This window comes from Streptomyces sp. NPDC052701 (assembly GCF_040678355.1).
Classification (GTDB): domain Bacteria; phylum Actinomycetota; class Actinomycetes; order Streptomycetales; family Streptomycetaceae; genus Streptomyces.
Genome location: NZ_JBFATO010000011.1, coordinates 113,577 through 139,281 on the forward strand (window position 1 = coordinate 113,577; position 25,705 = coordinate 139,281).

Below are 25,705 nucleotides of genomic sequence, written 5' to 3' on the forward strand. Positions count from 1 at the left end.
CGGTCTCGGCGTCACCCGTTCCCACGGGCCGCGCGGGGAGCCGGTTCAGGCCTGTAACGCCTTTCACATCCCGGCCCGCGGGGCAGGCCCGGGAAGCCGGCCGGATGTGCTGTCCGCGCAGGCCGGACCGCCCCCGTGAGCCGGGGCGGTCCGGTGGGCGGGCGCGGGTGCGCGGCCCCGGCGAGGGGCCGCGCACGCCCCGGGGTCAGGCGGACAGCTCCGCCGCCCGCACCCGGTCGAAGACCCTGTCCCCGCCGTCCTCGGTGAGCAGGTACGCCTGGGCCTCGCCCACGTGGAAGTACATCCCGTGCAGCTCCAGCCGGCCCTCCCGCAGGGCGCGGGCCACCGAGTCGTGGGCCCTGAGGTGTTCCAGCTGCTGGACCACGTTGGTCAGGCAGAGCTGTTCGACCGTGTCGGCGGGCGCCCGCCCGGCCAGCCGCGCCCGGGGCCGGCCGTCGTCGGCCATGCGCTCCAGGCTGGGCAGCCCGTGCCTCAGCCACCGCTTGAGCGGCGTCTGTGCGCTCTCCGGCTCGGAGCCGAGCAGTGCCTGCACGGCCCCGCACCCGGAGTGCCCGCACACCGTGATGGACCGCACCCGCAGCACGTCCACCGCGTACTCGATGGCCGCCGCCACCGAGTCGTCGCCGCTCTCCGCGCCGGGCAGCGGCACGAGGTTGCCCACGTTGCGCACCACGAACAGGTCGCCCGGGCCACTGGAGGTGATCATCGAGGTGACGAGCCGTGAGTCGGCGCAGGTGAGGAAGAGCTGGGACGGGCGCTGCCCCTCGCGCGCCAGCCGGGCCAGTTCGCCTCGCACCAGCGGCGCGGTGTTGCGCTGGAACGCGCTGATGCCACGCAGCAGTTCGTGCCCGCCGGTGCCGGTGCCGGTGCCGGTGCCGGATTCGGATTCGGAGTCGGTGGGTTCCGGCCGGGCCGTCCCGTCGCGGTGCCGCGCGGTGGACGGCGCGGGCTGCGGGAGTTCGCACTGGTGGTTGCGCCAGGGCGTCCAGGGGCGGCAGCGGCAGTCGGCGGTGGTGTCCGGGGCCTCGTCGGTCCCCCACGGTGCGCCGGGGTCGTGGAGCGCCGCGGGTTCGGCGATCCGGAGCGCGGCGCGGCGGCCGGTGATCCGGACGGTGCCGCCCCGCGCGGTGTGCGTGTTCTGCCAGTCCTGCAGCGTCTCGTAGGCGGCATGGTCCATGAACGACCCGTCCAACTCCACGACGGCGTCCGTCCCCTGGGGCACGAGGTGCAGGGCCCGGCTGAGCCGGGGCACCGCGAGGAACGTCAGCTGCCCTCGTACGTGTACGTGATGGACTCCTTCCCTCTCGTCGTGCGTGATGCGGGTGCGGGTGAGGCGGTGCAGGGCGACGCCGACGGCCACGGCGATCCCGAGGGCGACGCCCTCCAGGACGCCGAAGGACACGACGCCCAGGGTGGTGACGGCGTACACCAGCACTTCCCGGTGGCGGGTCACCGTGCGGATGTGGTGCAGGGACACCATCTGGATGCCGATGGCCATCACCAGGGCGGCGAGCGAGGCGAGCGGGATGAACTCCAGGACCGGGACCATCAGCAGCGTGGCGGCCACTACGAGAACGCCGTGCAGCATCGTGGAGTTCCGGCTCACGGCACCGGCGCGCACGTTCGCGGTGCTGCGCACGGCCACCCCCGCGACGGGCAGTCCGCCGAGCGCGCCGGAGACGATGTTGGCGGCGCCCTGGCCGAGCAGTTCGCGGTCCAGGTCGGAGCGCGGGACGTGCGGACCGGGGCGCGCGGCCGCCATCTTGTCCACGGCGACCGCGCCGAGCAGCGACTGCACGCTGCACACCAGCGTGGTGGTGAGCACGGCCGCGATCAGGCCGAGGACGGGTCCCTCGGGCAGTCCGGCCAGGGCGTGGTTGCTCCAGGACGGCAGGTCGACCTTGGGCAGGCGCAGGCCGGCCAGGGCGGCGGCCGCGCTGGCCCCGGCGACGGCGATCAGCGCGGCCGGGATCCCGCGCAGGACGCTGCCGGCCCGGCCGGGCAGCCGCGGCCAGCACAGCAGCAGCACCAGGGTCAGCGCGCTCACCGACACGGCCGCGGGATGCAGGTCCGCCAACTGGGCGGGCAGCGCGAGCAGGTTGTCGGGGACCGAGCTCTGCGGTGTGCCGCCCAGGACGATGTGCAGCTGGGCGACGGCGATGGTGATGCCGATGCCGGCGAGCATGCCGTGCACGATGGCGGGGCTGACGGCCAGGGCGGTGCGCGCCACGCGCAGGCAGCCGAGGCCCAGTTGGGCGAGCCCGGCCAGGATGGTGATGGCGCAGGTGGTCCGCCATCCGTAGCGCTGGATGAGGTCGGCGGTGACCACGGTGAGGCCTGCCGCCGGGCCGCTGACCTGCAGCGGGGAACCACCGAGCCGCCCGGCGACGAGTCCGCCCACGGCGGCGGCGACCAGGCCGGCCTGCAGGGGCGCGCCGGTGGCGAGGGCGATGCCCAGGGACAGTGGCAGGGCGATCAGGAAGACGGTGATCGAGGCCGACAGGTCGGCGCCCGCGATGCGGAAGCGGCGGGGGCCGGTCGGGGGTGGACTGTGGGACTGGTGGATGCGCTGGGTCCGACTCGGGTCGGCGGCGCGGGCGGGGACGCAGGCTGACATGTTTCCCGTCTCCTCCGGGGCTGCGCGGTCGCGGAACTGGTGGTTCCCCGCTCGGGGCGGGGGTCGGTCGCGGCCGTGGGGCACGGCGTACAGCGGCGGGATGAATCAACATTCAGTAAACGGATCGTAATGCAGAGTAAAGGCAGGGAATGGATATTCCAGGCAAATGGACTAATAACTCACTCGCGAGAGTGATGAGGCCATTTCATCGGCTTGTCGTACTAAACCCTTCTTCTTTCCGTGCGACCTTGGCGGCGCTGTCGGCACCCGAGAGAAGGAAGAAGGTGGGCGTCACATGGCCGCCACCCACAGGAACGCCACGGGCTCCCTGATCGCCGCGGTCTGCGCCGCATCGCTCGTCGGCTGTGCGTTCATCGGCGGTTTCTCCGAGTCCGATGACGACGGCTCCCGGGACGGTGCCCAGGGCCCGCAGGAGGTGGACAGACCCGCGGCCCGCAAGAACGTGGTCCGGCTGATCGGCGACGGCTCCACCGCGTACACCGGAGCGCAGCCGCACCTGCCCCGCCCCGAACGCCTCAAGCCCGGCCAGAAGCCCCCGCAGTTCGTGGTGTTCTCCTGGGACGGCGCGGGCGAGGACGGCCAGAAGCTCTTCTCCCACTTCCGCAAGGTCGCCAAGGCGAACAACGCGACGATGACGTATTTCCTCAGCGGCGTGTACATGCTCCCGGAGGAGAAACGCGACCTGTACCGGCCGCCGCAGCACTCCCCGGGCCGCTCCGACATCGGCTTCGGCGACCGGAAGGGCGTCGCCGCCACCGCCGAGCAGCTGCGCCTGGCGTGGCTGGAGGGCAACGAGATCGGCACCCACTTCAACGGCCACTTCTGCGGCAGCGGCGGCGGGGTCGGCGAGTGGTCGGTGGAGGAGTGGAAGGAGGAGATCGCCCAGGCCAAGCAATTCGTGAAGACCTGGAAGACCAACACCGGCCTGAAGAGCGCGGCCCCGCTGCCCTTCGACTACGACAAGGAGCTCATCGGCGCCCGCACCCCCTGCCTGGAGGGCCAGGAGAACTTCATCGAGGCCGCCCGTGAACTCGGCTTCCGCTACGACACCAGCGGCGTCAACGACCAGGTCTGGCCGAAGAAGAAGCGCGGGCTGTGGGACCTGTCGATGCAGCTCGTGCCCTTCCCCGGCCACGCGTACGAGCAGCTCACCATGGACTACAACTTCATGGTCAACCAGTCGGGCACGGCCACCCAGGGCGACCCCGCCCAGTACGACCGCTGGGGCGACCAGATGCGCGACGGGCTGCTCATGGGCTTCCGGCGGGCCTACGACGGCAACCGCGCGCCCCTGATCATCGGCAACCACTTCGAGTCCTGGAACGGCGGCACGTACATGCGGGCCGTCGAGGAGGTCATCGAGCGGGTGTGCACCAAGGCCGAGGTGCGCTGCGTCTCCTTCCGGCAGCTCGTGGACTGGCTGGACGCCCAGGACCCCCGGACCCTGCAGAAGCTGCGCACCCTGAAGGTGGGCGAGGCACCGAAGCAGGGCTGGGCGTCCTTCCTGGCGGGCCGCCCCTCCCCGGCCCCGAAGGGGACGCCCGGGACGCCGACGGCCAAGCCGTGACCGTCAGGCGGTCGCCGCGGTCCGCTCACTGAGCACGAACCCGGGGTCGACCTGCGCCGCCAGGTCGGCCCCGGTGCGTTCGTTGCCCCAGGAGCGGGCGTTCTTCAGGTGGAAGTGCACCATCTGCCGTGTGTAGCGCTCCCAGTCGCGCAGTCCGTACGCCGCGTCGACGGTCGTCCGCAGCAGCTCCAGGGCCTGGCGGTTGGGCTCCTCCAGGAGGTCGAACCGGGGCGGCCGGCCCTTCTCCAGCGCACGCACCCAGTCCGAGTGCCCGACCGCCACGAGCAGGTCGTCCCCGACCTCGGCGCGGAGGAAGTCGAGGTCGTCCCGGCCGTGCACCTTGTTGCCGACGACCTTCAGGGCGACGCCGTAGTCACCGGCGTACTCCTTGTACTGGCGGTAGACGGAGACCCCCCTGCGGGTGGGCTCGGCGACGAGGAACGTGATGTCGAAGCGGGTGAACAGGCCGGAGGCGAAGGAGTCCGAACCCGCCGTCATGTCCACCACGACGTACTCGTCGCGCCCGTCCACCAGGTGGTTCAGGCACAGCTCCACCGCTCCCGTCTTGGAGTGGTAGCAGGCGACCCCCAGGTCGGCGTCGGTGAAGGGGCCCGTGACCATCAAACGGACGGTCCCGCCGTCGAGTTCCACGGGCCGGGCGCAGGCGTCGTAGACCGGGTTGTCCTCGCGCACCCGCAGCAGCCGGGAGCCCTCGCCGGGCGGTGTCGTCTTGATCATCGTCTCGGCGGACGCGATGCGCGGGTTGGAGCCGCGCAGGTGCTCCTTGATCAGGGTCAGGTGGTCGCCCATCGCGGGCAGCGCGGCCGCCTCCGCCTCGTCGAGGCCCAGCGCGGTCCCGAGGTGCTGGTTGATGTCGGCGTCGACCGCGACGACCGGTGCGCCGGTGGCCGCGAGGTGGCGGATGAACAGGGAGGACAGGGTCGTCTTTCCGCTGCCGCCCTTCCCGACGAAAGCAATTTTCATGTTCACTAAGGGTAGTGGATCAATGGCTGTAGGTGGCAGGCGGACGTGAAGAAGACCACTCCATCGTGGGGCGGGCCCCCGGGATGCGTAGGGTCGTACCCATGAGTACGACAGGCGCGTCCGCCGATCCTCCCCCGAGCTCCCGGACGGGCTCGGGCAAGGGGGACCCCCTCGCGGCCCTGGGCTCGCTGCCCGGGGTGGCCGAGTCCGTGGAGTCCGTGCGCAAGGCCGTGGACCGGGTCTACGGGCACCGGGTCATGCGGCGGCGCAGCAACGAGATCACCTCCGAGGCGGCGCTGCGCGGTGCCCGCGGCTCGGCGGCCCTGTCCGGCGCGGACTGGGCCCTGGAGGAGGTGCGCCGGCGCACCGACTTCGGCGCCGACGGCGAGGCGCGCACGATGGGTGCGGCCCTGCGGCTGACCGCCGAGGCCGGCCAGTTGCTCTCCGTCTGGCGGCAGTCGCCCCTGCGGGTGCTGGCCCGGCTCCACCTGGTGGCGGCGGCCGACAAGGCCGGCCATGTGGGGCGGCCCCGGCAGGAGGGTGAGCCGGTCGACGAGCCGCTGGTCGGGCTGGAGCTGCCGGGCGCGGCGGAGATGCACGGCCGGCTGGACGGCCTGGCCGAGCTGGTCATCGCGGGCAGTTCGGCCCCCGCCCTGGTCACGGCGGCCGTCGTGCACGGCGAACTCCTCGCGCTGCGCCCCTTCGCCTCCCACAACGGGCTGGTCGCGCGGACGGCCGAGCGCATCGTCCTGGTCGGCAGCGGCCTGGACCCGAAGGCTGTCTGCCCGGCCGAGGTCGGACACGCCGAACTGGGCCGCGAGGCCTATCTGGCGGCCCTCGAGGGCTATGTCTCGGGCACCCCGGAGGGCATGGCCGCCTGGATCGCGCACTGTGGCAGGGCCGTCGAACTGGGGGCGCGCGAGTCGACGGCGGTGTGCGAGGCGCTCCAGCGCGGGGCGGCGTGACGCGGCATGGGAAAGGCCCCCTTCGGGGGGCCTCGCAGGAGTGCGGCGGTACGAGGGCTCGTACCGCCGCTGGCATGCTCACCGGGTTACCAAGCGTCCTCGATATGTGCCCATCAGGCCGGGGACTTCGCCCGTGCCTGGTGCGGCTGGCCCGTAATCGACGGGTCGACGTCGCGTGGGTGCTCGGTGTTCATGCTCGGTCCGTGTGGCCGATTGCGTTGTGAAGGCGATCCTTTCGGATGTCCTCGGGTCTCGCGGGCCGTTGATTCCTTTGTACTCCAGGACCGGAGCAAGCGGAAGCCCTGCCCATACTTCTTTGCTTTCACCCCCAAAAGGGAGCTGAACGGACGTTCGGGTCAGATGGCCGGCGGCCGGCGCCGGCTCGTGTACCAGACCAGGCCCGCGGTGGCCGCCGCGGCACCTATCGCGGCGACCGCGACGAGCGCCGGGCGGGGCGGTACGGAGAACGCGGGGAGCCGCTGCTTGAGGCGGACCGGCCGGTGGAAGTCCAGGACCGGCCACCCGCGCGCCAGTGCCTCGCGGCGCAGCGCCCGGTCCGGGTTCACGGCGTGGGGGTGGCCGACGGACTCCAGCATCGGCAGGTCGGTCACCGAATCGCTGTAGGCGTAGCAGCGCGAGAGGTCGTACCCCTCGGACTCGGCCAGCTCCCTGACCGCCTCCGCCTTCGTCGGGCCGTACGCGTAGTACTCCACCTCCCCGGTGAAGCAGCCGTCGTCGCCCACCACCATGCGGGTCGCCACGACCCGGTCCGCGCCGAGCAGTTCACCGATCGGCTCGACCACCTCGGCGCCCGACGTGGACACGATGACCACGTCGCGGCCGGCGATGTGGTGCTCCTCGATGAGGGAGGCGGCCTCGTCGTAGATGATCGGGTCGATCAGGTCGTGCAGCGTCTCGGCGACGATCTCCTTGACCTGCCGGACGTTCCAGCCGCGGCACAGGGCCGACAGGTACTGGCGCATGCGCTCCATCTGGTCGTGGTCCGCGCCGCCGGCGAGGAAGACGAACTGGGCATATGCGGTACGCAGGACAGCCCTGCGGTTGATCAGACCGCCTTGGTAGAACGACTTGCTGAAGGTGAGCGTGCTGGACTTCGCAATGACCGTCTTGTCCAGATCAAAGAAGGCCGCTGTGCGGGGCGACGAGTGGTTTTCCACGCCCTTGAGCATAGGGGCTGCCCATTCGGCGTAAGGTGGGGCGCGTGGGTTTGCCTGAGAGGGCTCTCGGGTACACCATGGAAGTCACGGATCGTTCGCGACCGTGCTAACCCGGCCCGACTCCTCCCCCCCCGAGTCGGCCGTGGGGACGACCCCCGCTCTCCCCCCCGGCGGGGGTCGTCGCATGTCCGGGTGGGTTTTCCTCCTCATCGCGCGGTCGTGGCGCCGCTCAGGGGCGGCTGCGGCCGTCCCTTCGCCGTACCCGTGAACTGTCACTCTGCGTAGTTGCCGGACTGCTCTGCGGAAGTCGCACAGGAGATGTGCCGGACTCACCGGTATGGGTGACGGCGATATTCACAACCGCCGAGTTGTCCACAGTTATCGACCAAGATCCACATTATTTCCCGGATCGCTGCACCGTGATTCCGCGCGGCCCGCTCGCGGCGAGTTCCTGGCCGGTTCCGTTTGTCGGGCGCGTATGGCCGGTTTCCACCGGCCGTTCATATGGAGACCGCTTGCCGGTTCTTCACACGCAGGGAATCGCGGGGCCACGGGGGCCGCGCGACAGATGCAGCGAAGGGGGACGCAGACCGTGCCTGGAGCCGTCACACACGATCCACCGCCCGCCGCCGGAGGGCGGCGCAGCGGACCACTGATCGTCACCGAGGACGCCGAACTCCTCGACGACCTGCTGCGCCTGTGCGCGGCGGCCGGCGCCACACCCGAGGTCCACCCCGGGGTGCCCGAGCGCAGCGGCAGCTGGGAGGCCGCGCCGCTCGTCCTGGTCGGCGACGACGCCGCGCGGCGCGTACGCGGGGCCGCGCGCAGACGCGGAGTGGTGCTGGTCGGCCGCGACCAGGACGACTCCGGTGTCTGGCGGCGGGCCGTCGAGATCGGCGCCGACCACGTCCTGATGCTGCCCGACGGCGAGCAGTGGCTGGTCGACCGCATCGCCGACGTCGCCGAGGGCGTCGGCCGGCCCGCCCTCACCGTCGGCGTCATCGGCGGGCGCGGCGGGGCCGGGGCGTCCACGCTCGCGTGCGCGCTGGCCGTCACCTCCGCGCGGGAGGGGCTGCGCACCCTGCTCGTGGACGCGGATCCCCTGGGCGGCGGACTCGACGTACTCCTCGGCGGTGAGACGGCCGAAGGGCTGCGCTGGCCCGCCTTCGCCGCCTCGCGCGGGCGGGTCGGCGGCGGCGCCCTGGAGGAGTCGCTGCCCAGACTGCACTCGCTGCGCGTGCTCAGCTGGGACCGCGGCGACTGCGTCGCCGTGCCGCCCCAGGCGGTACGGGCGGTGCTCGCGGCGGCCCGCCGCCGCGGCGGCACGGTCGTCGTCGACCTGCCGCGCCGCGTCGACGACGGGGTCGCCGAGGTCCTCACCCAGCTCGACCTGGGGCTGCTGGTGGTGCCCGCCGAGCTGCGTGCCGTCGCGGCGGCCGGACGTGTCGCCTCCGCCGTCGGCATGGTCCTGCGCGACCTGCGGGTGGCGGTACGCGGGCCCTGCGCACCCGGCCTCGACGACCGTGAGGTGGCCCGGCTGCTCCGGCTGCCCCTCGCGGGCCAGGTTCCGGTCGAGGCCGGGCTGCTGCGGCCGAGCGGCAGCGGAAAGCCGCCGGGAGCGGCGCCGCGCGGGCCCCTGGCGCGCTTCTGCAAGGAGTTCTGGGAGCGCGCGCTCATCGAGGCGGGCACCTCATGAGCACGCCCGCGGGGTTCGAGGGAGCGGGCGGCCCGGCACTGCTGGAAGGGGTGCGGCAATGGCTGGCCGAGAGCGGGGCCGAGCCGACGCCCGCGCGGGTGGCGCAGGCGCTGCGGGAACAGGGGCGGGTGCTCGGGGACGCCGAGGTGCTGGGCGCGGCCGAGCGGTTGCGCTCCGAGCTGGTCGGCAGCGGGCCGCTGGAGCCGCTGCTGGCCGATCCGTCGGTGACCGACGTGCTGGTGTCGGCGCCGGACCGGGTCTGGGTGGACCGGGGCGGGGGACTGGAGCTGACCGGCGTGTCCTTCCCGGACGCGGCGGCCGTACGGCGCCTGGCGCAACGCCTGGCCGCCGTGGCGGGACGCCGGCTCGACGACGCCCGGCCGTGGGCCGACGCGCGGCTCCCCGACGGCACCCGGCTGCACGCGGTGCTGCCTCCGGTCGCCGTCGGCTGCACCTGTCTGTCGCTGCGCGTCGTGCGGCCGCGCGCCTTCACGCTCGGCGAACTGGTGGCGGCGGGCACCGTGCCCCCGGGCGGGGACCGCGTGCTGCGGGCGCTGCTCGACGCACGGCTGTCCTTCCTCATCAGCGGTGGCACCGGCAGCGGCAAGACGACGCTGCTGAGCGCGCTGCTGGGGCTGGTCGGACCGGCGGAGCGGATCGTGCTCGCCGAGGACTCGGCGGAACTGCGGCCGGACCATCCGCACGTCGTGCGCCTGGAGACCAGACCCGCCAACCAGGAGGGCGCCGGGCTCGTCACCCTCGAGGACCTGGTACGGCAGGCGTTGCGGATGAGGCCGGACCGGCTGGTCGTGGGCGAGGTGCGCGGGCCCGAAGTGGCGCATCTGCTGGCCGCGCTGAACACGGGCCACGAGGGCGCCGGCACGGTCCACGCCAACGCCGCCGCGGACGTGCCGGCCCGGCTGGAGGCGCTCGGGACGGCCGCCGGGCTCGACCGGGCCGCCCTGCACAGCCAGCTGGCGGCCGCGCTGTCGGTGGTCCTGCACCTGGTGCGCGACCGGACCGGGCGGCGGCGGATCGCCGAGGTGCACGTGCTGGAGCGGGGCCCGTCAGGACTGGTGCGGACGGTTCCGGCGCTGCGGTGGGGCGCGGAGGCCTTCGCGTACGAGCGGGGGTGGGAGCGGCTGCGGGAGCTGCTTCGCAACGGCGGTGGTGAAGGGGGATCGGGTGATGGACGGGACGACTGAGATGTCGCTGGGCGCGGCCGTGGCGTGCCTGGGGGCGGCGGCCTGGCTGTCGGGCGGGCGGCAGCCGGGAGTGCGGCGGGCGCGGTTGCTGCTCGCGGGCGGTGGTGGCGTGGTGGGGAGCGGGCCGTCCGCGTGGCGACGGCTGGCCACCGGGCCGCGACGGATCCGCGGACGGCTGCGGGCCGAGTGGTGGTCGCCGGCCGCCGGGCTGGTGCTGGCCGTGCTGGGCGCGTCGGTGCTGCCGCTGGTCGCGGGGGCGGCCGGCGTGCCCCTGCTGCGGCGCGTGCGGCTGGCCGGGCAGGCACGGCGCGCCCGGGAACGCCAGGGCGACGCGGTGATCGCCCTGTGCGGATCGCTCGCCGGGGAGGTGCGGGCGGGGCGGCAGCCGGGCGAGGCGCTGCGGTACGCCGCCCGCGACTCCGGCGGGCTCGGCGGGGCGCAGGCGGCGGTGCTGGCGGCGGCGCGGTTCGGCGGGGACGTCCCGGGCGCGCTCACGGCCGCCGCACGGCAACCGGGCGCCGAAGGGCTGCGGGGACTGGCGGCGTGCTGGCGGGTGGCCGTGGACCAGGGAGCCGGGCTCGCGGCCGGACTCGACCGGCTCGAAGGGGCACTGCGCGCCGAGCGGGACCAACGGGCCGACCTGCGTGCCCAGCTGGCCGGCGCCCGCTCCACGGCGGTGATGCTCGCCGGGCTGCCGGCCCTCGGCCTGGGCCTCGGCACCGCCCTCGGCGCCGATCCGCTGCACGTGCTGCTGCACACCGGGGCGGGCCTTGGATGCCTGCTGACCGGTGGCGTGCTGGAGGGGCTCGGGCTGTGGTGGGTCCTGCGCATCGTTCGGGGAGCGGAGGCGGTGGCGTGAGCGGGGAGGTCGTCCACAGGCTGGGAGCGGCCGTGGGGACGGTGCTGGTGCTCGACTGGCTGGCGCGCCGGCTGAGGCAGGCGCGGTGTGCACGCGGAGCGCGACGGCGACTGGCCGGGGTGTTCGCCCCGGAGCCGGCGGCTGCGGCCGTCACGAGCCGCGCGCTGTGGAGCGCCGTGCGACGGTGGCTGCCCCTGGTGGGCGTGGCCTGCGCCGGATGGGTGCTGGTCGGCGGCCTCGCCGGTGTCGTGGCCGGGGTGGCCGGCGCGGCCGGGCTGTGGCGGTGGCGACTGCGGCAGGCGGCCGCCGGTACGGGGGCGTCGGAGCGCGACGCCGCGGGGGCGGCACGGCAACTGCCGCTCGCGGCCGACCTGGTGGCGGCCTGCATCGCGGCGGGCGCCGGTCCGGTCGTCGCGGCACAGGCCGTGGGCGAGGCCCTGGGCGGGCCGGTCGGGGACGCGCTGGCCCGGGGAGCGGCGGAGGTGCGGCTCGGCGGCGAACCGGGCGCGGCCTGGCGGCGGCTGGCCTCGACGCCGGGCGCCGGGGCCCTGGCCCGGCTGCTGGAGCGGGCCGATGTGTCCGGGCTGCCCGCCGCCACACCGGTCGCCCGGCTCGCCGCGGATGCGCGCGCCGACCGGACGCGGGCCGCGACGGCACGGGCACGGCGGGCGTCCGTCCTGGTCACCGTGCCGGTCGGGCTGTGTTTCCTGCCCGCGTTCATCACGGTCGGCGTGCTGCCCGTGGTGATCGGGCTGGCGGACGGGGTGCGGGGAGGGGGTGGATGACGCGGGTACGGGCCGGCGGCCGGTGGGCGGCGTCGAGTGCGGCTGAGCGCACCGGGTTCCGGTGAGCGGTGTCGAGCGCCGGCGGGGACGCCGAGCGGTCGACGGCGAGCGGATGACAGGCGAAGGACGGGCAGCGGTTCCGACAGGACTCCCCGCTGCTTCACAGGACTCTTCCACACGGGGGTTGAGATGTGTCGGGTGATGTGGGTACGACTGCGCGCCTGGGCGCGCGGGGCGCGCGCGAGGACGCGCAGGGACGCGGGGATGGTCACCTCCGAGTACGCGATGGGGATCGTGGCGGCGGTGGCGTTCGCCGTGGTGCTCTACAAGGTGGTCACCAGCGGAACGGTCAGCGCCGAACTGCAGGGCATCGTGAAACGGGCGCTCGATGCGGGGGTGTGAGCGGGGCGCGGGCAGGGGCGACCAGGGATTCGTGACGGCGGAGTCGGCCGTGGCGCTGCCCGTGCTGGTGATGTTCGCGACCGCGCTCGTGTGGGGGCTGCTGGTGGTGGCCGCGCAGATCCAGTGCGTGGACGCGGCGCGGACGGGGGCCCGTGCGGCGGCCCGCCAGGATCCGGCCGACGCGGTCGTCCGGGTGACCCGCGAGGTGGCCCCGGCCGGTGCGCGGGTCACGGTCAGCAGGGAGGACGACCGGGTCCGTGTGGTCGTCGCGGCCAGGCCGCCGCTGTTGCGTGGCCTGCCGTTCGACGTGCGGGAGGAGGCCGTGGCGTCGGTGGAGGCCGGACCATGAGGGGCCGCTCGCGGGACCGGTGGGACGGGGGCGACCGGGGCCGGGGCCAGGGTGGTGCGCCCGGGTCCCCCCGGTGGTGCGGCCGTGGCCGCGCAGCGGTCCGGCGCCCCGGCCCCCGGCCGGTGCCCGTGCGGTGCTCCGACCGCGGCTCCGCCACCGTCTGGAGCGTCGGAGCGATCGCCGTGCTGTGCGTGGTGTTCGGCGTCGTCCTCGCCCTGGGGCAGGCCGTCGTGGCCCGGCACCGCGCGGCCGGGGGAGCGGATCTCGCGGCGCTCGCCGCGGCGGACCGCTGGGCGGAGGGCGAGGCGGCGGCCTGTGCCCGGGCCGAACGGGTGGCCCGGGCACAGGGCGCGCGACTCGTGCGGTGCGCGGTCACCGGCGACGTGTCCGACGTGACGGCGGCGTCGGGACGGGGGCCGTTCGCGGCGGAGGTCAGGGCACGGGCGGGCCCCGCGGGGCCCGGAAGCGATGCGGGGCCGGTTGCGCCGGCGGTGCCGGCGGACCGTCCGCCGGGGGTCCCGCCCACGGCTTTCGGCGGGGTTCGGCCAGGTGCCTCACCGACGGCTGCCGGGGCGCCGCTCGCGGCCGCTCTGCGGGCGTCCGCCGGCCAGGACCGGCCGGGCGCTCCGCCGGCGGCCCGCCGAAAGCCCCTGCCCGCCGCCTCACCGGCGGCTCCTGACGAGCCGACCGCTCCTGACGAGCCGACCGCTCCTGACGGGCGCCGGGAACCTACCCCTGCTCCTGCTCCTGCTCCGCCGGCACACCCGGCGCCCGCTCCCGCGGCGCCTGCGCCGGTGCCCCCTCCAGCAGCACCGTGAGCAGCCGTACGGCGCCCCTCTTGTGCAGGGGGTCGTTGCCGTTGCCGCACTTGGGGGACTGGATGCAGGACGGGCAGCCGGCGTCGCACTCGCAGGAGGCGATGGCCTGGCGGGTGGCGGTCAGCCAGGCGCGGGCGGTGCGGAACGCGCGCTCCGCGAAGCCCGCGCCGCCGGGATGGCCGTCGTACACGAAGACCGTGGGCAGGAGCGTGTCGGGGTGGAGCGGGACCGACACGCCGCCGATGTCCCAGCGGTCGCAGGTCGCGAAGAGCGGCAGCATGCCGATCGACGCGTGCTCGGCGGCGTGCAGGGCGCCCCCGAGGATCTCCGGGCCGACGCGGGCCCGGTCCAGCTGGTCCTCGGTGACCGTCCACCACACCGCGCGCGTGCGCAGCGTACGGGGCGGGAGGTCGAGTTTCGTCTCGCCCAGCACCTCACCGGTGACGAGCCGTCGGCGCAGGAAGGAGACGACCTGGTTGGTGACCTCGACGGAGCCGTGGCACAGGCGGCCCTCGCCCCACGGGACCTCGATGTCCGTCTCCAGGACGGAGATCGACGTCGTGTCGCGGGCGACGGTCGAGTACGGCGGGGCGGCCTCCTCGACCAGGGCGACGGAGTCCTCCAGGTCCAGTGATCGCACCAGGTACGTGCGGCCCTGGTGGAGGTGGACCGCGCCCTCGTGCACCGTCGAGTGGGCGGCGCCCGCGTCGACCGTGCCGAGGAGCCGGCCCGTCCCGGCCTCGACGACCTGGACCGGCCGTCCGCCCTCCCCGCGGATGTCCGTCAGGTCGGCGGCCCGCTCCCGGCGGGTCCAGTGCCAGGCCTTCGTCCGGCGGCGCAGCAGCTTCGCGGCCTCCAGCTGGGGGAGCAGTTCCTCGCACGTGGGGCCGAACAGTTCGACGTCGTCGTCCGTCAGCGGCAGCTCCGCGGCCGCCGCGCACAGGTGGGGGGCCAGGACGTACGGGTTGTCGGGGTCCAGGACCGTGGATTCCACCGGCTGGTCGAACAGGGCCTCGGGGTGGTGGACGAGGAAGGTGTCCAGCGGGTCGTCGCGGGCGACCAGGACGGCGAGGGCGCCCTGCCCGGACCGCCCCGCCCGGCCGGCCTGCTGCCACAGCGACGCCCGCGTGCCCGGGTAGCCCGCGATGACGACCGCGTCCAGACCGGAGATGTCGATGCCGAGTTCCAGGGCGTTCGTCGCGGCGAGGCCGAGGAGTTCGCCGGAGTGCAGGGCGCGTTCCAGGGCGCGGCGCTCCTCGGGGAGGTAGCCGCCGCGGTACGCCGCCACGCGCCGGGCGAGGGAGCGGTCGACCTCGGCGAGGCGTTCCCGGGCGATGACGGAGATCAGCTCGGCGCCGCGCCGGGACCGGACGAAGGCGATGGAGCGCATGCCCTGCACGGTGAGGTCCGTCAGCAGGTCGGCGGCCTCGGCGGTGGCCGTGCGGCGGACGGGCGCGCCCCTCTCGCCCTCCAGCTCCGTCAGCGGGGGCTCCCACAGGGCGAACACCAGTTCACCGCGTGGGGAGGCGTCGTCGGCGACCTCCACCACCGGCAGGCCGGTGAGGCGGCGGGCGGCCACCGCGGGTTCCGCGGCGGTCGCCGAGGCCAGCAGGAACACCGGCGAGGCGCCGTAGCGCGCGCACAGGCGGCGCAGCCGGCGCAGCACCTGGGCGACGTGCGAGCCGAAGACCCCGCGGTAGGTGTGGCACTCGTCGACGACGACGTACTTCAGCGCTTTCAGGAAGGAGGACCAGCGCGGGTGCGAGGGGAGGATGCCGCGGTGGAGCATGTCCGGGTTGGTCAGCACGTAGGTGGCGTACTGGCGGATCCACTCGCGTTCCTCGAACGGGGTGTCGCCGTCGTAGACCGCGGTGCGCACCGAATGGCCCAACGGGCGTGAGAGGTCCTTCACGGACCGGCACTGATCCGCCGCGAGCGCCTTCGTGGGCGCGAGGTACAGGGCGGTGGCGCCGCGGCCGTTCGGGGCCTCGGAGCCGTCCAGGAGGGTGGACAGCACCGGTACGAGGTAGGCCAGGGACTTGCCGGAGGCCGTGCCGGTGGCGACGACGACGGAGTCGCCGTCCAGGGCGTGCTCGGCGGCGCGCGCCTGGTGCGCCCAGGGGTGCTCGATGCCCGCGGCCCGCAGCGCCGCGATCACCTCCGCGCGGATCCGTACCGGCCAGGCGGCATGGCGACCCTCACGTGGGGGCAAGTGCTCCGTATGGGTAATGCGCGTAGCCCGGCCCGGCCCGGCGGCGAGGCGGTCCAGGACCGTGCTCGGTGCGGGCCGGAAAGCGGGGTCCGTCGAGGGTCGATCGGATCGGTGATTCTTGGCCATCGGCACCGAGTGTGTCACTGGCGTGACGGACAATGGGGCCAAGGCGTCGTGCACGCCTGCCGGTAAGTGATTGAATGCCATCGCGGCTGGCGAACCGTCCAGAGGACGAAGCCGAGATGCCCCAAGGGCGACCGCTCGATAGCAAGGTGCTGGAGGATCCGTGGACCTGTCCCTGTCGACCGAGACCATGGGCGATCGCACGATCGTCAGGGTCGGTGGCGAAATCGACGTATATACCGCGCCCAAGCTGCGCGAGCAGCTGGTCGAGCTGGTGAACGACGGCAGTTTCCACCTTGTCGTCGACATGGAGGGTGTGGACTTCCTCGACTCCACCGGTCTCGGCGTGTTGGTCGGCGGCCTGAAGCGTGTGCGAGCCCACGAGGGCTCCCTGCGCCTGGTCTGCAACCAGGAACGCATTCTGAAGATCTTCCGCATCACCGGCCTCACCAAGGTGTTCCCGATTCACACCTCGGTCGAGGAAGCGGTGGCGGCCACCGACTGACCACCGGCCCCGGGCCCGGCGCCCGGGGCCGCAGAACCGAAGAACGCGGGGGCGTGGGCTTTCGGCGGCCCGGCCCCCTGAGCACGCCCGTAGTCGCGAGGGGGATGCATGGCCACCGTTGAGCTCCGCTTCAGCGCGCTGCCCGAGCACGTCAGGACCGCCCGGTTGGTGGCGGCGGCGGTGGCGCGCAGGGCCGGAGTGGACGAGGCCGTCCTCGACGAGGTGCGGCTCGCCGTCGGCGAGGCCTGCTCCCGGGCCGTCGGGCTGCACCGCAACAGCGGGGTCTCGGCACCCGTGAAGGTCCTGCTGATCGAGGAGGAGAAGCAGTTCTCCATCGAGGTCGGCGACGAGGCCCCGCACGCCGTGCCCGGCAGTCGGGTGAACGGCTCGGCGCCCGGCGACGGCGATGTGGAGACCGACGAGGACGAGATGGGCCTCGCGGTCATCAGCGGGCTCGTCGACGACGTCGAGGTCACCACGGGGGAGCGGGGCGGGCAGATCCGCATGCGGTGGCCGACCACGCCACCGCCGACGGTTCTCGCCTGATCCGGCCGCTCGCGCGCACTCCTCTTTTCCGAAGGGCCCCACTCGTGGGGCCCTTCGGCATGTGCGGGGGTCAGTGCCCGCGCTTACAGTGGTTGCTGTATGACGCATTGCGTGAATTCGTTCACGATCATTTGCTGTGCTCAACGAGCGATCAACGAACCGTGCGGGAATGCTTTCAAGGCATTACCGGGGCGGCCGATTCGATTTATCGCGCACTGTTTTGATCAGGTTCCGGTACCTACAATCCCGTCCACATCTTGAGCTCAGCCCAAGCGTCAAGGAGGACGAATGGCGGAGCTTTCCCTCTCACATCAGCCGGTTCACTCCACCCATCTCGCGGCCGCCGTCCTGACCGACGACAACCGCGTGCTCGTGGCGGTCATCGCGGCCGTCGCCCTGGCGGCGCTCGTGGTCGCGGGCGTCCTGGTGCGCCAGGTGCTCACGGCCGGCGAGGGCACCGACAGCATGAAGAAGATCGCGGCGGCGATCCAGGAGGGCGCGAACGCCTATCTGGCCCGTCAGCTGCGCACGCTCGGCGTATTCGCCGTCGTCGTGTTCTTCCTGCTCATGCTGCTGCCCGCGGACGACTGGAATCAGCGTGCCGGACGATCGGTGTTCTTCCTGATCGGCGCGGCGTTCTCGGCGGCCACCGGTTATACCGGCATGTGGCTCGCCGTGCGCAGCAATGTGCGCGTCGCCGCGGCGGCCCGCGAAGCGACCCCGGCGCAGGGCGAGCCGGAAAAGGATCTCACCGCCGTCTCGCACAAAGCGATGAAGATCGCATTCCGCACGGGCGGCGTCGTCGGCATGTTCACGGTGGGGCTCGGCCTGCTGGGCGCCTCCTGCGTGGTGCTGGTGTACGCGGCCGACGCGCCGAAGGTGCTGGAGGGCTTCGGCCTCGGCGCGGCCCTCATCGCGATGTTCATGAGGGTCGGCGGCGGCATCTTCACCAAGGCCGCCGACGTCGGCGCCGACCTGGTCGGCAAGGTCGAGCAGGGCATTCCGGAGGACGATCCGCGCAATGCCGCGACCATCGCCGACAACGTGGGCGACAACGTCGGCGACTGCGCGGGCATGGCGGCCGACCTCTTCGAGTCGTACGCCGTGACCCTGGTCGCCGCGCTGATCCTGGGCTCGGCGGCGTTCGGCGACGCCGGGCTCGCCTTCCCGCTGCTGGTGCCCGCGATCGGTGTGATCACGGCGATGATCGGCATCTTCGCGGTGGCGCCGAGGCGCGCCGACCGCAGCGGCATGACCGCGATCAACCGCGGGTTCTTCATCTCCGCGGTGATCTCGCTCGTGCTGGTGGCGGCGGCCGTCTACGTCTACCTGCCCGGGAAGTACTCCGAACTCGACGGCGTGACCGACGCGGTGGTCCAGGGCAAGAACGGCGACCCGCGGATCCTCGCGCTCGTGGCGGTGGCCATCGGCATCGTCCTCGCCGCCCTGATCCAGCAACTGACCGGCTACTTCACCGAGACCAGCCGACGGCCCGTCAGGGACATCGGCAAGACCTCGCTCACCGGCCCGGCCACCGTCGTCCTCGCCGGTGTCTCGGTCGGTTTGGAATCGGCCGTCTACACCGCCCTGCTGATCGGCCTCGGCGTGTACGGGGCGTTCCTGCTCGGCGGCACGTCGATCATGCTGGCGCTGTTCGCGGTGGCGCTGGCCGGCACCGGCCTGCTCACCACGGTCGGCGTGATCGTCGCCATGGACACCTTCGGGCCGGTCTCCGACAACGCCCAGGGCATCGCCGAGATGTCCGGCGACGTCCAGGGCGCGGGCGCGCAGGTGCTCACCAACCTGGACGCCGTCGGCAACACCACCAAGGCCATCACCAAGGGCATCGCGATCGCCACCGCCGTACTCGCGGCGGCGGCGCTGTTCGGCTCGTACCGGGACGCGATCATCACCGGTGCGCGGGACGTGGGCGAGCAGCTGTCCGGGGCGGGGGCGCCGATGAGCCTGATGATGGACATCTCCCAGCCCAACAACCTCGTCGGTCTCATCGCGGGCGCGGCGGTCGTCTTCCTCTTCTCGGGGCTGGCGATCAACGCGGTGTCGCGGTCGGCGGGTGCGGTGGTCTTCGAGGTGCGGCGGCAGTTCCGCGAGAAGCCCGGGATCATGGACTACAGCGAGAAGCCGGAGTACGGCAAGGTCGTCGACATCTGCACCAAGGACGCCCTGCGCGAACTCGCCACCCCCGGTCTGCTCGCCGTGATGGCGCCCGTCTTCATCGGCTTCACCCTCGGCGTCGGGCCGCTGGGCGCCTTCCTGGCGGGCGCGATCGGCGCGGGCACGCTCATGGCGGTGTTCCTCGCCAACTCCGGTGGCGCCTGGGACAACGCGAAGAAACTCGTCGAGGACGGCCACCACGGCGGCAAGGGCAGCGAGGCCCACGCGGCCACCGTCATCGGCGACACGGTCGGCGATCCCTTCAAGGACACCGCCGGTCCCGCGATCAATCCGCTGCTGAAGGTCATGAACCTGGTGTCGCTGCTCATCGCGCCCGCGGTCATCAAGTTCTCCTACGGCGCCGACAAGAGCATCGGGGTGCGGATCCTGATCGCGGCGCTCGCGTTCGCCGTCATCGTCGGCGCGGTCTACGTCTCCAAGCGGCGCGGTATCGCCGTGGGCGACGAGGACAACGTCCCACGGAAGTCCAAGTCGGCCGATCCCGCGGTGGTTTCGTAGCGACCGGCCACAGGTCCCGGCCCAAGGTGCGGGCGGGCGGAGCGCGTTGACGCGCCGCCCGCCCGCACCGTGTGCGGGGGCACGTCCTCGCCGTGAGCCTTCTCTCGCTTGGTGCAAATGGTCACAAAAAGGTCTTAATAGGTGTTCGACACGCGGTTGTCGCCCATCTGGCGTGTATGTTCCGGGGCCGAGAGAGCCATGGAAGGGACCAATCCGGTGAACAAGAAGCTCGCGGCCGCACTGTCCGGCGGTGCGGTACTGGTACTGGCGCTGTCGGGATGCGGCGGCGGCGACGACAACGGCAACGACAAGCTGGACTCCTGGGCGAAGCAGGTCTGCGACGCGGTGCAGCCGCAGGCCAGGAAGATCGAGGCCGCCAACGCGGCGATCCAGAAGGAGACCTCGGACAACAGCACGCCGGAGGAGGTCCAGAAGACCGACTCCCAGGCCTTCCAGGACATGTCCGCCGCCTACAAGGCGATCGGCGCCGCCGTGCAGAAGGCCGGCGCGCCGGACGTGGAGAACGGCGAGAAGAAGCAGAAGGACGCCGTGCAGGAGCTCAACGGCATCTCCTCGTCGTACGCGTCCCTGCAGAAGCAGGTCGACGAGCTGAACACCAAGGACCAGGCGAAGTTCGCCGACGGCCTCAAGGACATCGCCACCGAGCTGGACAAGCTGAGCAGGAGTGGCAACGACGCCCTGCGGACGCTGGAGGAGGGCGAGGTCGGCCAGGCGATGGCCCGGCAGGCCAGCTGCAAGGCGGCCTCCGGATCAGCACCGGCCCCCTCGAGCTGACGGAGCCGGGACGGCGCGGGGACGCGCGGGGGCGGCCCGGACGGCCACAATGGGGGTGTGAGCAACGCCAGCCTGTCACCCCTGCCCTCCTCCGGCCGCCCCGACGTCACCGCACGGCTCCGGGACGCGCTGCTCGGAGCCTCCTTCACCGCCGACGGACTGCTCGAACTGCTCGGCGCTCCGGCGTACGCGGCGCTCGCGCGCGGTGAGACCGTGCCCGCGCTCCGGGCGACCCGCGGGGACACACCGCTGGAGACGCTCGTACGGCTGTTCCTGCTGCAGCAGCCGGTGCCGCACGCGCGCGCGGCGGACGTCCTGCCCGTCGACGTGTGCCTGGAGAGCGGCTGGCTGGTGCGCGTCGGCGGGGACGCAGGCGACGACGTGGCCGCCACCGTCGACGTCCGGCCGTACGGCGGACTCGACGGCGAGGACTGGTTCGTCGTCTCCGACCTCGGCTGCGCGGTCGGGGGCGCGGGCGGGATCGGCCGCCGGGAGGAGGGCGTCGTCCTCGGGGTCGGCGGCGCCTCCACGACGCTGGCCGGCATCACCGTCCGCACGCCCGTCTCCTCCGCCCTCGACCTCGGCACCGGCTCCGGCATCCAGGCGCTGCACGCCGCCCGGCACGCCACGCGCGTGACGGCGACCGACGTCAACCCGCGCGCGCTGCACATGACCGCCCTCACGCTCGCCCTGTCCGGTGCCCCGGCGGCCGACCTGCGCGAAGGGTCGCTGTTCGCGCCGGTCAGGCAGGGGGAGACCTACGACCTGATCGTGTCGAACCCGCCGTTCGTGATCTCCCCCACCCGTCTCCCGTCCTCGCCCCCCACCGGGTCGCTCCGCGACGCCCCGCTGTTCGCCCGGCTCACCTACCGCGACGGCGGGATGGGCGGGGACGACCTGTGCCGCACGCTCGTCCAGGAGGCGGGGGAACGGCTGAACGTGGGCGGGTTCGCGCAGTTCCTCGCCAACTGGCAGCACGTGGAGGGGGAGGACTGGCAGGACCGGCTCAGGTCGTGGGTGCCCCGTGGGTGCGACGCCTGGATCGTGCAGCGCGAGGTGCAGGACGTCACCCAGTACGCCGAGCTGTGGCTGCGGGACGCGGGCGACCACCGGGGCGACGTGGCCGGCTACCAGGCGCGGTACGACGCGTGGCTCGACGAGTTCGAGGCCCGCAAGGTGAGGGCCGTCGGCTTCGGCTGGATCACGCTGCGCAGGACGGACGCCGCCGCGCCGTCCATCACCACGGAGGAGTGGCCGCATCCGGTCGAGCAGCCGCTCGGCGACACGGTCCGCGCGCACTTCGACCGGCTCGACTACCTGCGCGCGCACGACGACGCGGCGCTGCTCGAAGCGCATTTCAAGCTGGCCGCCGAGGTCGTCCAGGAGCAGGTCGGGCTGCCCGGCGCCGAGGATCCGGAGCACGTCGTGCTGCGCCAGAACCGCGGCATGCGCCGGGCCACCCGGGTGGACACGATCGGCGCGGGCTTCGCGGGCGTCTGCGACGGCACGATGAGCGCGGGCCGCATCCTGGACGCCATCGCCCAGCTGGTCGGCGAGGACCCGGTGCTGCTGCGCGACCGCACACCGGCGCAGATCCGGCTGCTGGTCGAGCAGGGATTCCTGGAGCCGGCCGGCTGAGCGGGCCCGCCGGGCTCCCGGCGTTTCGGGCCTCGCCGGGCAGGGGCGGGGCCCATCGGCCCGGGGCTCGCAGGGCGGGCTCGGGGGGCCCACCGTTTTGAGCTGTGCCGGGCGGGCTCGGGGCCCCACCGTTCCGAGCCGTGCCGAACAGGCTCGGAGCCCACCATTTCGAGCCTTTCTGGCCGCCGGGACCAAAAACGTGCCGCCCGGGGTCCGGCGTCCGTGGTCTCAGGGCGCGCGGCGGTTCGCGGCGCGCCCCCGCGGTCCGGGCACGCGTGATCCACGGCGCCGTCCCTTCCGCGTTCACCCCGGGTTCGCCTGGCTGCCGCCCGAGCGTGTCAGCCTCCCGGCACCGGGCACGCGTGGACGGGAGAAGAGGGGTACGGGCGGCCATGGAGAGCGGACCGGCGATCTTCACGGGCATGGTGTTCTCCCTGTTCGGAAGCGGCCTGCTGGTATGGACCGCGACCCGCGCACGGCAGCGCCGGCCCGTCGCCCACGGCGTGAGCCCCGTCGCATCGGCGGCCGTGGCGGCCCTCGCCGCGGTGATCGCCCTGATCCTGGGCGTGTGGTGCTTCACCTGCGTCTGAGGGGGACGGCGGGCGGCGCCGGACGGTAAAGGGGAGACCTCGCTCCGCATACCGCCGCCAGGATGCCCGGTACTCCGGGCGGCAGGAATGGTGGTAGTCGGGTTACCGTTCGAGTGGCCGTTGCGGGCTTTTCCCGTTTGACACGGGGGCGGGATGTACCGTCACACTCCGCAGCGTCACCACTTACCCGACCCCGGGAGCACAGGCCTGGGGAGGCCCCAGCGTCGACCGGAGAGAAGAGCGAAGTTGTCCCCGACCAGCGAGACCGCGAAGGGCGGCCGCCGACTCGTCATCGTCGAGTCGCCTGCCAAGGCGAAGACGATCAAGGGCTATCTCGGCCCCGGATACACCGTCGAGGCGAGCGTCGGGCACATCCGCGACCTTCCCAACGGCGCCGCCGAGGTGCCCGAGAAGTACACCGGCGAGGTGCGCCGCCTCGGTGTGGACGTCGACCACGACTTCCAGCCGATCTATGTGGTCAACGCCGACAAGAAGGCACAGGTCAAGAAGCTCAAGGACCTGCTGAAGGACTCCGACGAGCTCTACCTCGCCACCGATGAGGACCGGGAGGGCGAGGCCATCGCCTGGCACCTCCAGGAGGTCCTCAAGCCGAAGATCCCGGTCAAGCGCATGGTGTTCCACGAGATCACCAAGGACGCGATCCGGGAGGCCGTGGCCAACCCGCGCCAGCTCAACCAGAGGCTGGTCGACGCCCAGGAGACCCGCCGCATCCTCGACCGCCTCTACGGCTACGAGGTCTCGCCGGTCCTGTGGAAGAAGGTCATGCCCCGGCTGTCCGCCGGCCGCGTCCAGTCCGTCGCCACCCGGCTCGTCGTGGAGCGGGAACGCGAGCGCATCGCGTTCCGTTCCGCCGAGTACTGGGACCTGACGGGCACCTTCTCCTCCAGGCCCGGTCCCACTCGCGCGGGAGACCCGTCGGACCCGTCGTCGCTGGTCGCCCGCCTGCAGGCCGTCGACGGCAGGCGGGTCGCGCAGGGCCGCGACTTCGACTCCCTGGGGCAGCTCAGGAGCGCGAACGTCCTCCACCTCGACGAGGCCACCGCCCGCGCCCTGGCCGCCGCCCTGGAGAACACCCGGTTCTCCGTGCGGTCCGTCGAGTCCAAGCCGTACCGCCGCTCGCCGTACGCCCCCTTCCGTACGACGACGCTGCAGCAGGAGGCCAGCCGCAAGCTCGGCTTCGGCGCGAAGGCGACCATGCAGATCGCGCAGAAGCTGTACGAGAACGGCTACATCACGTACATGCGTACGGACTCCACGACCCTGAGCGACACGGCGATCGCCGCCGCCCGCGCCCAGGTCACGCAGCTGTACGGCGCCGGCTACCTGCCGCCGCAGCCGCGGACGTACGCCGCCAAGGTCAAGAACGCGCAGGAGGCGCACGAGGCCATCCGGCCCTCGGGCGATCGTTTCCGCACGCCCGCGGAGACCGGGCTGACCGGCGACCAGTTCAGGCTCTACGAGCTGATCTGGAAGCGGACGGTCGCCTCCCAGATGAAGGACGCGACCGGCGACAGCGTGACCGTGAAGATCGGCGGCACCACCGCCGACGGGCGGGACGTCGAGTTCAGCGCGTCCGGCAAGACGATCACCTTCCACGGCTTCCTGAAGGCCTACGTCGAGGGCGCCGACGACCCGAACGCCGAGCTCGACGACCGCGAGCGCCGGCTGCCGCAGGTCACCGAGGGCGACGCCCTGACCGCCGAGGAGATCACGGTCGACGGGCACGCCACCAAGCCCCCGGCCCGCTACACCGAGGCGTCGCTGGTCAAGGAGCTCGAGGAGCGCGAGATCGGCCGCCCGTCGACGTACGCGTCGATCATCGGCACGATCCTCGACCGCGGCTACGTGTTCAAGAAGGGCACGGCGCTCGTGCCGTCCTTCCTGTCCTTCGCCGTGGTCAACCTGCTGGAGAAGCACTTCGGGCGGCTCGTCGACTACGACTTCACCGCCAAGATGGAGGACGACCTCGACCGCATCGCGCGCGGCGAGGCGCAGGCCGTGCCGTGGCTGAAGCGGTTCTACTTCGGCGAGGCCAACGGCATCGGCGGCGCGGCCGACGCCGGCAACGGCGACGGGGACCACCTCGGCGGTCTCAAGGAACTGGTGACCGACCTGGGCGCGATCGACGCGCGCGAGGTGTCCTCGTTCCCCGTCGGCAACGGCATCGTGCTGCGCGTCGGCCGCTACGGCCCGTACATCGAGCGCGGCGAGAAGGACACCGAGCAGCACCAGCGCGCCGACATCCCGGACGACCTGGCGCCGGACGAGCTGACCGTCGAGCTCGCCGAGGAACTGCTCGCCAAGCCGAGCGGCGACTACGAACTGGGCACCGACCCGGCCACCGGCCACACGATCGTCGCCAAGGACGGCCGCTACGGCCCGTACGTCACGGAGATCCTCCCCGAGGGCACCCCGAAGACCGGCAAGAACGCGGTCAAGCCGCGCACGGCCTCGCTGTTCAAGTCGATGTCCCTGGACACGGTGACCCTCGAGGACGCGCTGAGGCTGATGTCGCTGCCGCGGGTCGTCGGCACCGACACCGACGGCCAGGAGATCACCGCGCAGAACGGCCGCTACGGCCCGTACCTGAAGAAGGGCACCGACTCGCGGTCCCTGCAGTCCGAGGACCAGATCTTCACGATCACGCTGGAGGAGGCGCAGGCGATCTACGCCCAGCCCAAGCAGCGTGGCCGCGCGGCCGCCAAGCCGCCGCTGAAGGAGCTGGGCACCGACCCGGTCAGCGGCAGGCCGGTCGTCGTCAAGGACGGGCGCTTCGGCCCGTACGTCACCGACGGCGAGACCAACGCGACCCTGCGCTCCGGCGACAGCGTCGAGACCATCACCCCGGAGCGCGGTTTCGAGCTGCTCGCCGAGAAGCGGGCGAAGGGGCCGGCGAAGAAGACGGCGAAGAAGACCGCCGTGAAGAAGGCCCCGGCCAAGAAGGCGACGGCCGCCAAGAAGACCGCGGCGAAGAAGACCACGACCGCCAAGAAGGCGACCACCGCGAAGACGGCCGCGAAGAAGGCGACCGCTTCCAAGGCGGCGGCGGAGGACTGAGCCGGCCGCCGAGTGCCGGGCGCACGCCCGGCGCTGCGCGCGCGGGCACCAGGAGTT

19 protein-coding genes and 1 pseudogene are annotated in these 25,705 nt (G+C 73.0%); 16 read left to right on the forward strand and 4 right to left on the reverse strand.

The genetic code is table 11. The annotated features are described in order from the left end of the window. Positions 1 to 205: 205 nt before the first annotated feature. Positions 206 to 2,638: a bifunctional SulP family inorganic anion transporter/carbonic anhydrase gene (locus AB0L29_RS15440; RefSeq protein WP_365827231.1), complete on the reverse strand. Its 2,433-nt coding sequence runs from the start codon at positions 2,636 to 2,638 to the stop codon at positions 206 to 208. 295 nt (positions 2,639 to 2,933) lie between these two features. Between AB0L29_RS15440 and AB0L29_RS15445 the strand changes: the two genes are divergently transcribed. After that, a complete protein-coding gene (locus AB0L29_RS15445) occupies positions 2,934 to 4,226 on the forward strand; it encodes a hypothetical protein (RefSeq protein WP_365827233.1) in 1,293 nt (430 codons plus the stop codon). A gap of 3 nt (positions 4,227 to 4,229) precedes the next feature. Here AB0L29_RS15445 and AB0L29_RS15450 read toward each other — a convergent pair whose 3' ends face one another. Next, positions 4,230 to 5,210: an ATP-binding protein gene (locus AB0L29_RS15450; RefSeq protein WP_365827235.1), complete on the reverse strand. Its 981-nt coding sequence runs from the start codon at positions 5,208 to 5,210 to the stop codon at positions 4,230 to 4,232. Positions 5,211 to 5,311: 101 nt separating this feature from the next. Here AB0L29_RS15450 and AB0L29_RS15455 point away from each other — a divergent pair, with 101 nt between their 5' ends. Next, positions 5,312 to 6,175, forward strand: a complete 864-nt coding sequence (locus AB0L29_RS15455) for an oxidoreductase (protein WP_365827237.1) — start codon at positions 5,312 to 5,314, stop codon at positions 6,173 to 6,175. Positions 6,176 to 6,531: 356 nt separating this feature from the next. Here the strand turns inward: AB0L29_RS15455 and AB0L29_RS15460 are convergent, their stop codons facing one another. Beyond that, positions 6,532 to 7,365 (reverse strand): HAD-IB family hydrolase, encoded by an 834-nt coding sequence (locus AB0L29_RS15460; protein ID WP_365827239.1) that lies wholly within the window; start codon positions 7,363 to 7,365, stop codon positions 6,532 to 6,534. Between the two features lie 556 nt (positions 7,366 to 7,921). On the opposite strand from AB0L29_RS15460, the gene ssd reads away from it, so the two are divergent. The 7 genes and pseudogenes from ssd to AB0L29_RS15495 form a co-directional block, all read left to right on the forward strand. Continuing rightward, a complete protein-coding gene (ssd, locus tag AB0L29_RS15465) occupies positions 7,922 to 9,049 on the forward strand; it encodes a septum site-determining protein Ssd (protein WP_365827240.1) in 1,128 nt (375 codons plus the stop codon). After that, the gene (locus AB0L29_RS15470; protein ID WP_365827242.1) at positions 9,046 to 10,254 is read left to right on the forward strand and encodes a TadA family conjugal transfer-associated ATPase; all 1,209 of its coding nucleotides are present in this window, start codon (positions 9,046 to 9,048) and stop codon (positions 10,252 to 10,254) included. Before ssd ends, AB0L29_RS15470 begins: the two co-directional genes overlap by 4 nt. Continuing rightward, positions 10,238 to 11,113, forward strand: coding sequence for a type II secretion system F family protein (locus tag AB0L29_RS15475; protein WP_365827244.1), 876 nt, complete (start codon positions 10,238 to 10,240; stop codon positions 11,111 to 11,113). Before AB0L29_RS15470 ends, AB0L29_RS15475 begins: the two co-directional genes overlap by 17 nt. Next, positions 11,110 to 11,898, forward strand: coding sequence for a type II secretion system F family protein (locus tag AB0L29_RS15480; RefSeq protein WP_365827246.1), 789 nt, complete (start codon positions 11,110 to 11,112; stop codon positions 11,896 to 11,898). Before AB0L29_RS15475 ends, AB0L29_RS15480 begins: the two co-directional genes overlap by 4 nt. A 201-nt stretch (positions 11,899 to 12,099) precedes the next feature. Beyond that, on the forward strand, positions 12,100 to 12,300 hold the full coding sequence (locus AB0L29_RS15485; RefSeq protein ID WP_365827248.1) for a DUF4244 domain-containing protein: 201 nt from the start codon (positions 12,100 to 12,102) through the stop codon (positions 12,298 to 12,300). Beyond that, positions 12,287 to 12,649 (forward strand): TadE family type IV pilus minor pilin, encoded by a 363-nt coding sequence (locus AB0L29_RS15490; protein ID WP_365827250.1) that lies wholly within the window; start codon positions 12,287 to 12,289, stop codon positions 12,647 to 12,649. Before AB0L29_RS15485 ends, AB0L29_RS15490 begins: the two co-directional genes overlap by 14 nt. A gap of 122 nt (positions 12,650 to 12,771) precedes the next feature. After that, a pseudogene (locus tag AB0L29_RS15495) lies at positions 12,772 to 13,110 on the forward strand (Rv3654c family TadE-like protein); the annotation flags it as partial. 268 nt (positions 13,111 to 13,378) lie between these two features. Here AB0L29_RS15495 and AB0L29_RS15500 read toward each other — a convergent pair. Next, positions 13,379 to 15,886: a DEAD/DEAH box helicase gene (locus tag AB0L29_RS15500; protein ID WP_365827252.1), complete on the reverse strand. Its 2,508-nt coding sequence runs from the start codon at positions 15,884 to 15,886 to the stop codon at positions 13,379 to 13,381. A gap of 79 nt (positions 15,887 to 15,965) precedes the next feature. Between AB0L29_RS15500 and bldG the strand changes: the two genes are divergently transcribed. The 7 genes from bldG to topA all read left to right on the forward strand — a co-directional run bounded on the left by bldG (position 15,966) and on the right by topA (position 25,648). Continuing rightward, positions 15,966 to 16,307: an anti-sigma factor antagonist BldG gene (gene bldG / locus AB0L29_RS15505; protein WP_003991900.1), complete on the forward strand. Its 342-nt coding sequence runs from the start codon at positions 15,966 to 15,968 to the stop codon at positions 16,305 to 16,307. A 108-nt stretch (positions 16,308 to 16,415) separates the two neighbouring features. After that, positions 16,416 to 16,853 (forward strand): ATP-binding protein, encoded by a 438-nt coding sequence (locus AB0L29_RS15510; RefSeq protein WP_365827254.1) that lies wholly within the window; start codon positions 16,416 to 16,418, stop codon positions 16,851 to 16,853. 288 nt (positions 16,854 to 17,141) lie between these two features. Next, positions 17,142 to 19,547: a sodium-translocating pyrophosphatase gene (locus AB0L29_RS15515; protein ID WP_365827256.1), complete on the forward strand. Its 2,406-nt coding sequence runs from the start codon at positions 17,142 to 17,144 to the stop codon at positions 19,545 to 19,547. 198 nt (positions 19,548 to 19,745) lie between these two features. After that, positions 19,746 to 20,342, forward strand: coding sequence for a small secreted protein (locus AB0L29_RS15520; protein WP_365827258.1), 597 nt, complete (start codon positions 19,746 to 19,748; stop codon positions 20,340 to 20,342). A gap of 57 nt (positions 20,343 to 20,399) precedes the next feature. Then, complete coding sequence (locus tag AB0L29_RS15525) at positions 20,400 to 21,980, forward strand: class I SAM-dependent methyltransferase (protein ID WP_365827260.1); 1,581 nt, start codon at positions 20,400 to 20,402, stop codon at positions 21,978 to 21,980. Positions 21,981 to 22,372: 392 nt separating this feature from the next. Beyond that, positions 22,373 to 22,570 (forward strand): hypothetical protein, encoded by a 198-nt coding sequence (locus AB0L29_RS15530; RefSeq protein ID WP_365827262.1) that lies wholly within the window; start codon positions 22,373 to 22,375, stop codon positions 22,568 to 22,570. A gap of 246 nt (positions 22,571 to 22,816) precedes the next feature. Then, on the forward strand, positions 22,817 to 25,648 hold the full coding sequence (topA, locus tag AB0L29_RS15535; protein ID WP_365827264.1) for a type I DNA topoisomerase: 2,832 nt from the start codon (positions 22,817 to 22,819) through the stop codon (positions 25,646 to 25,648). Positions 25,649 to 25,705 lie beyond the last annotated feature (57 nt).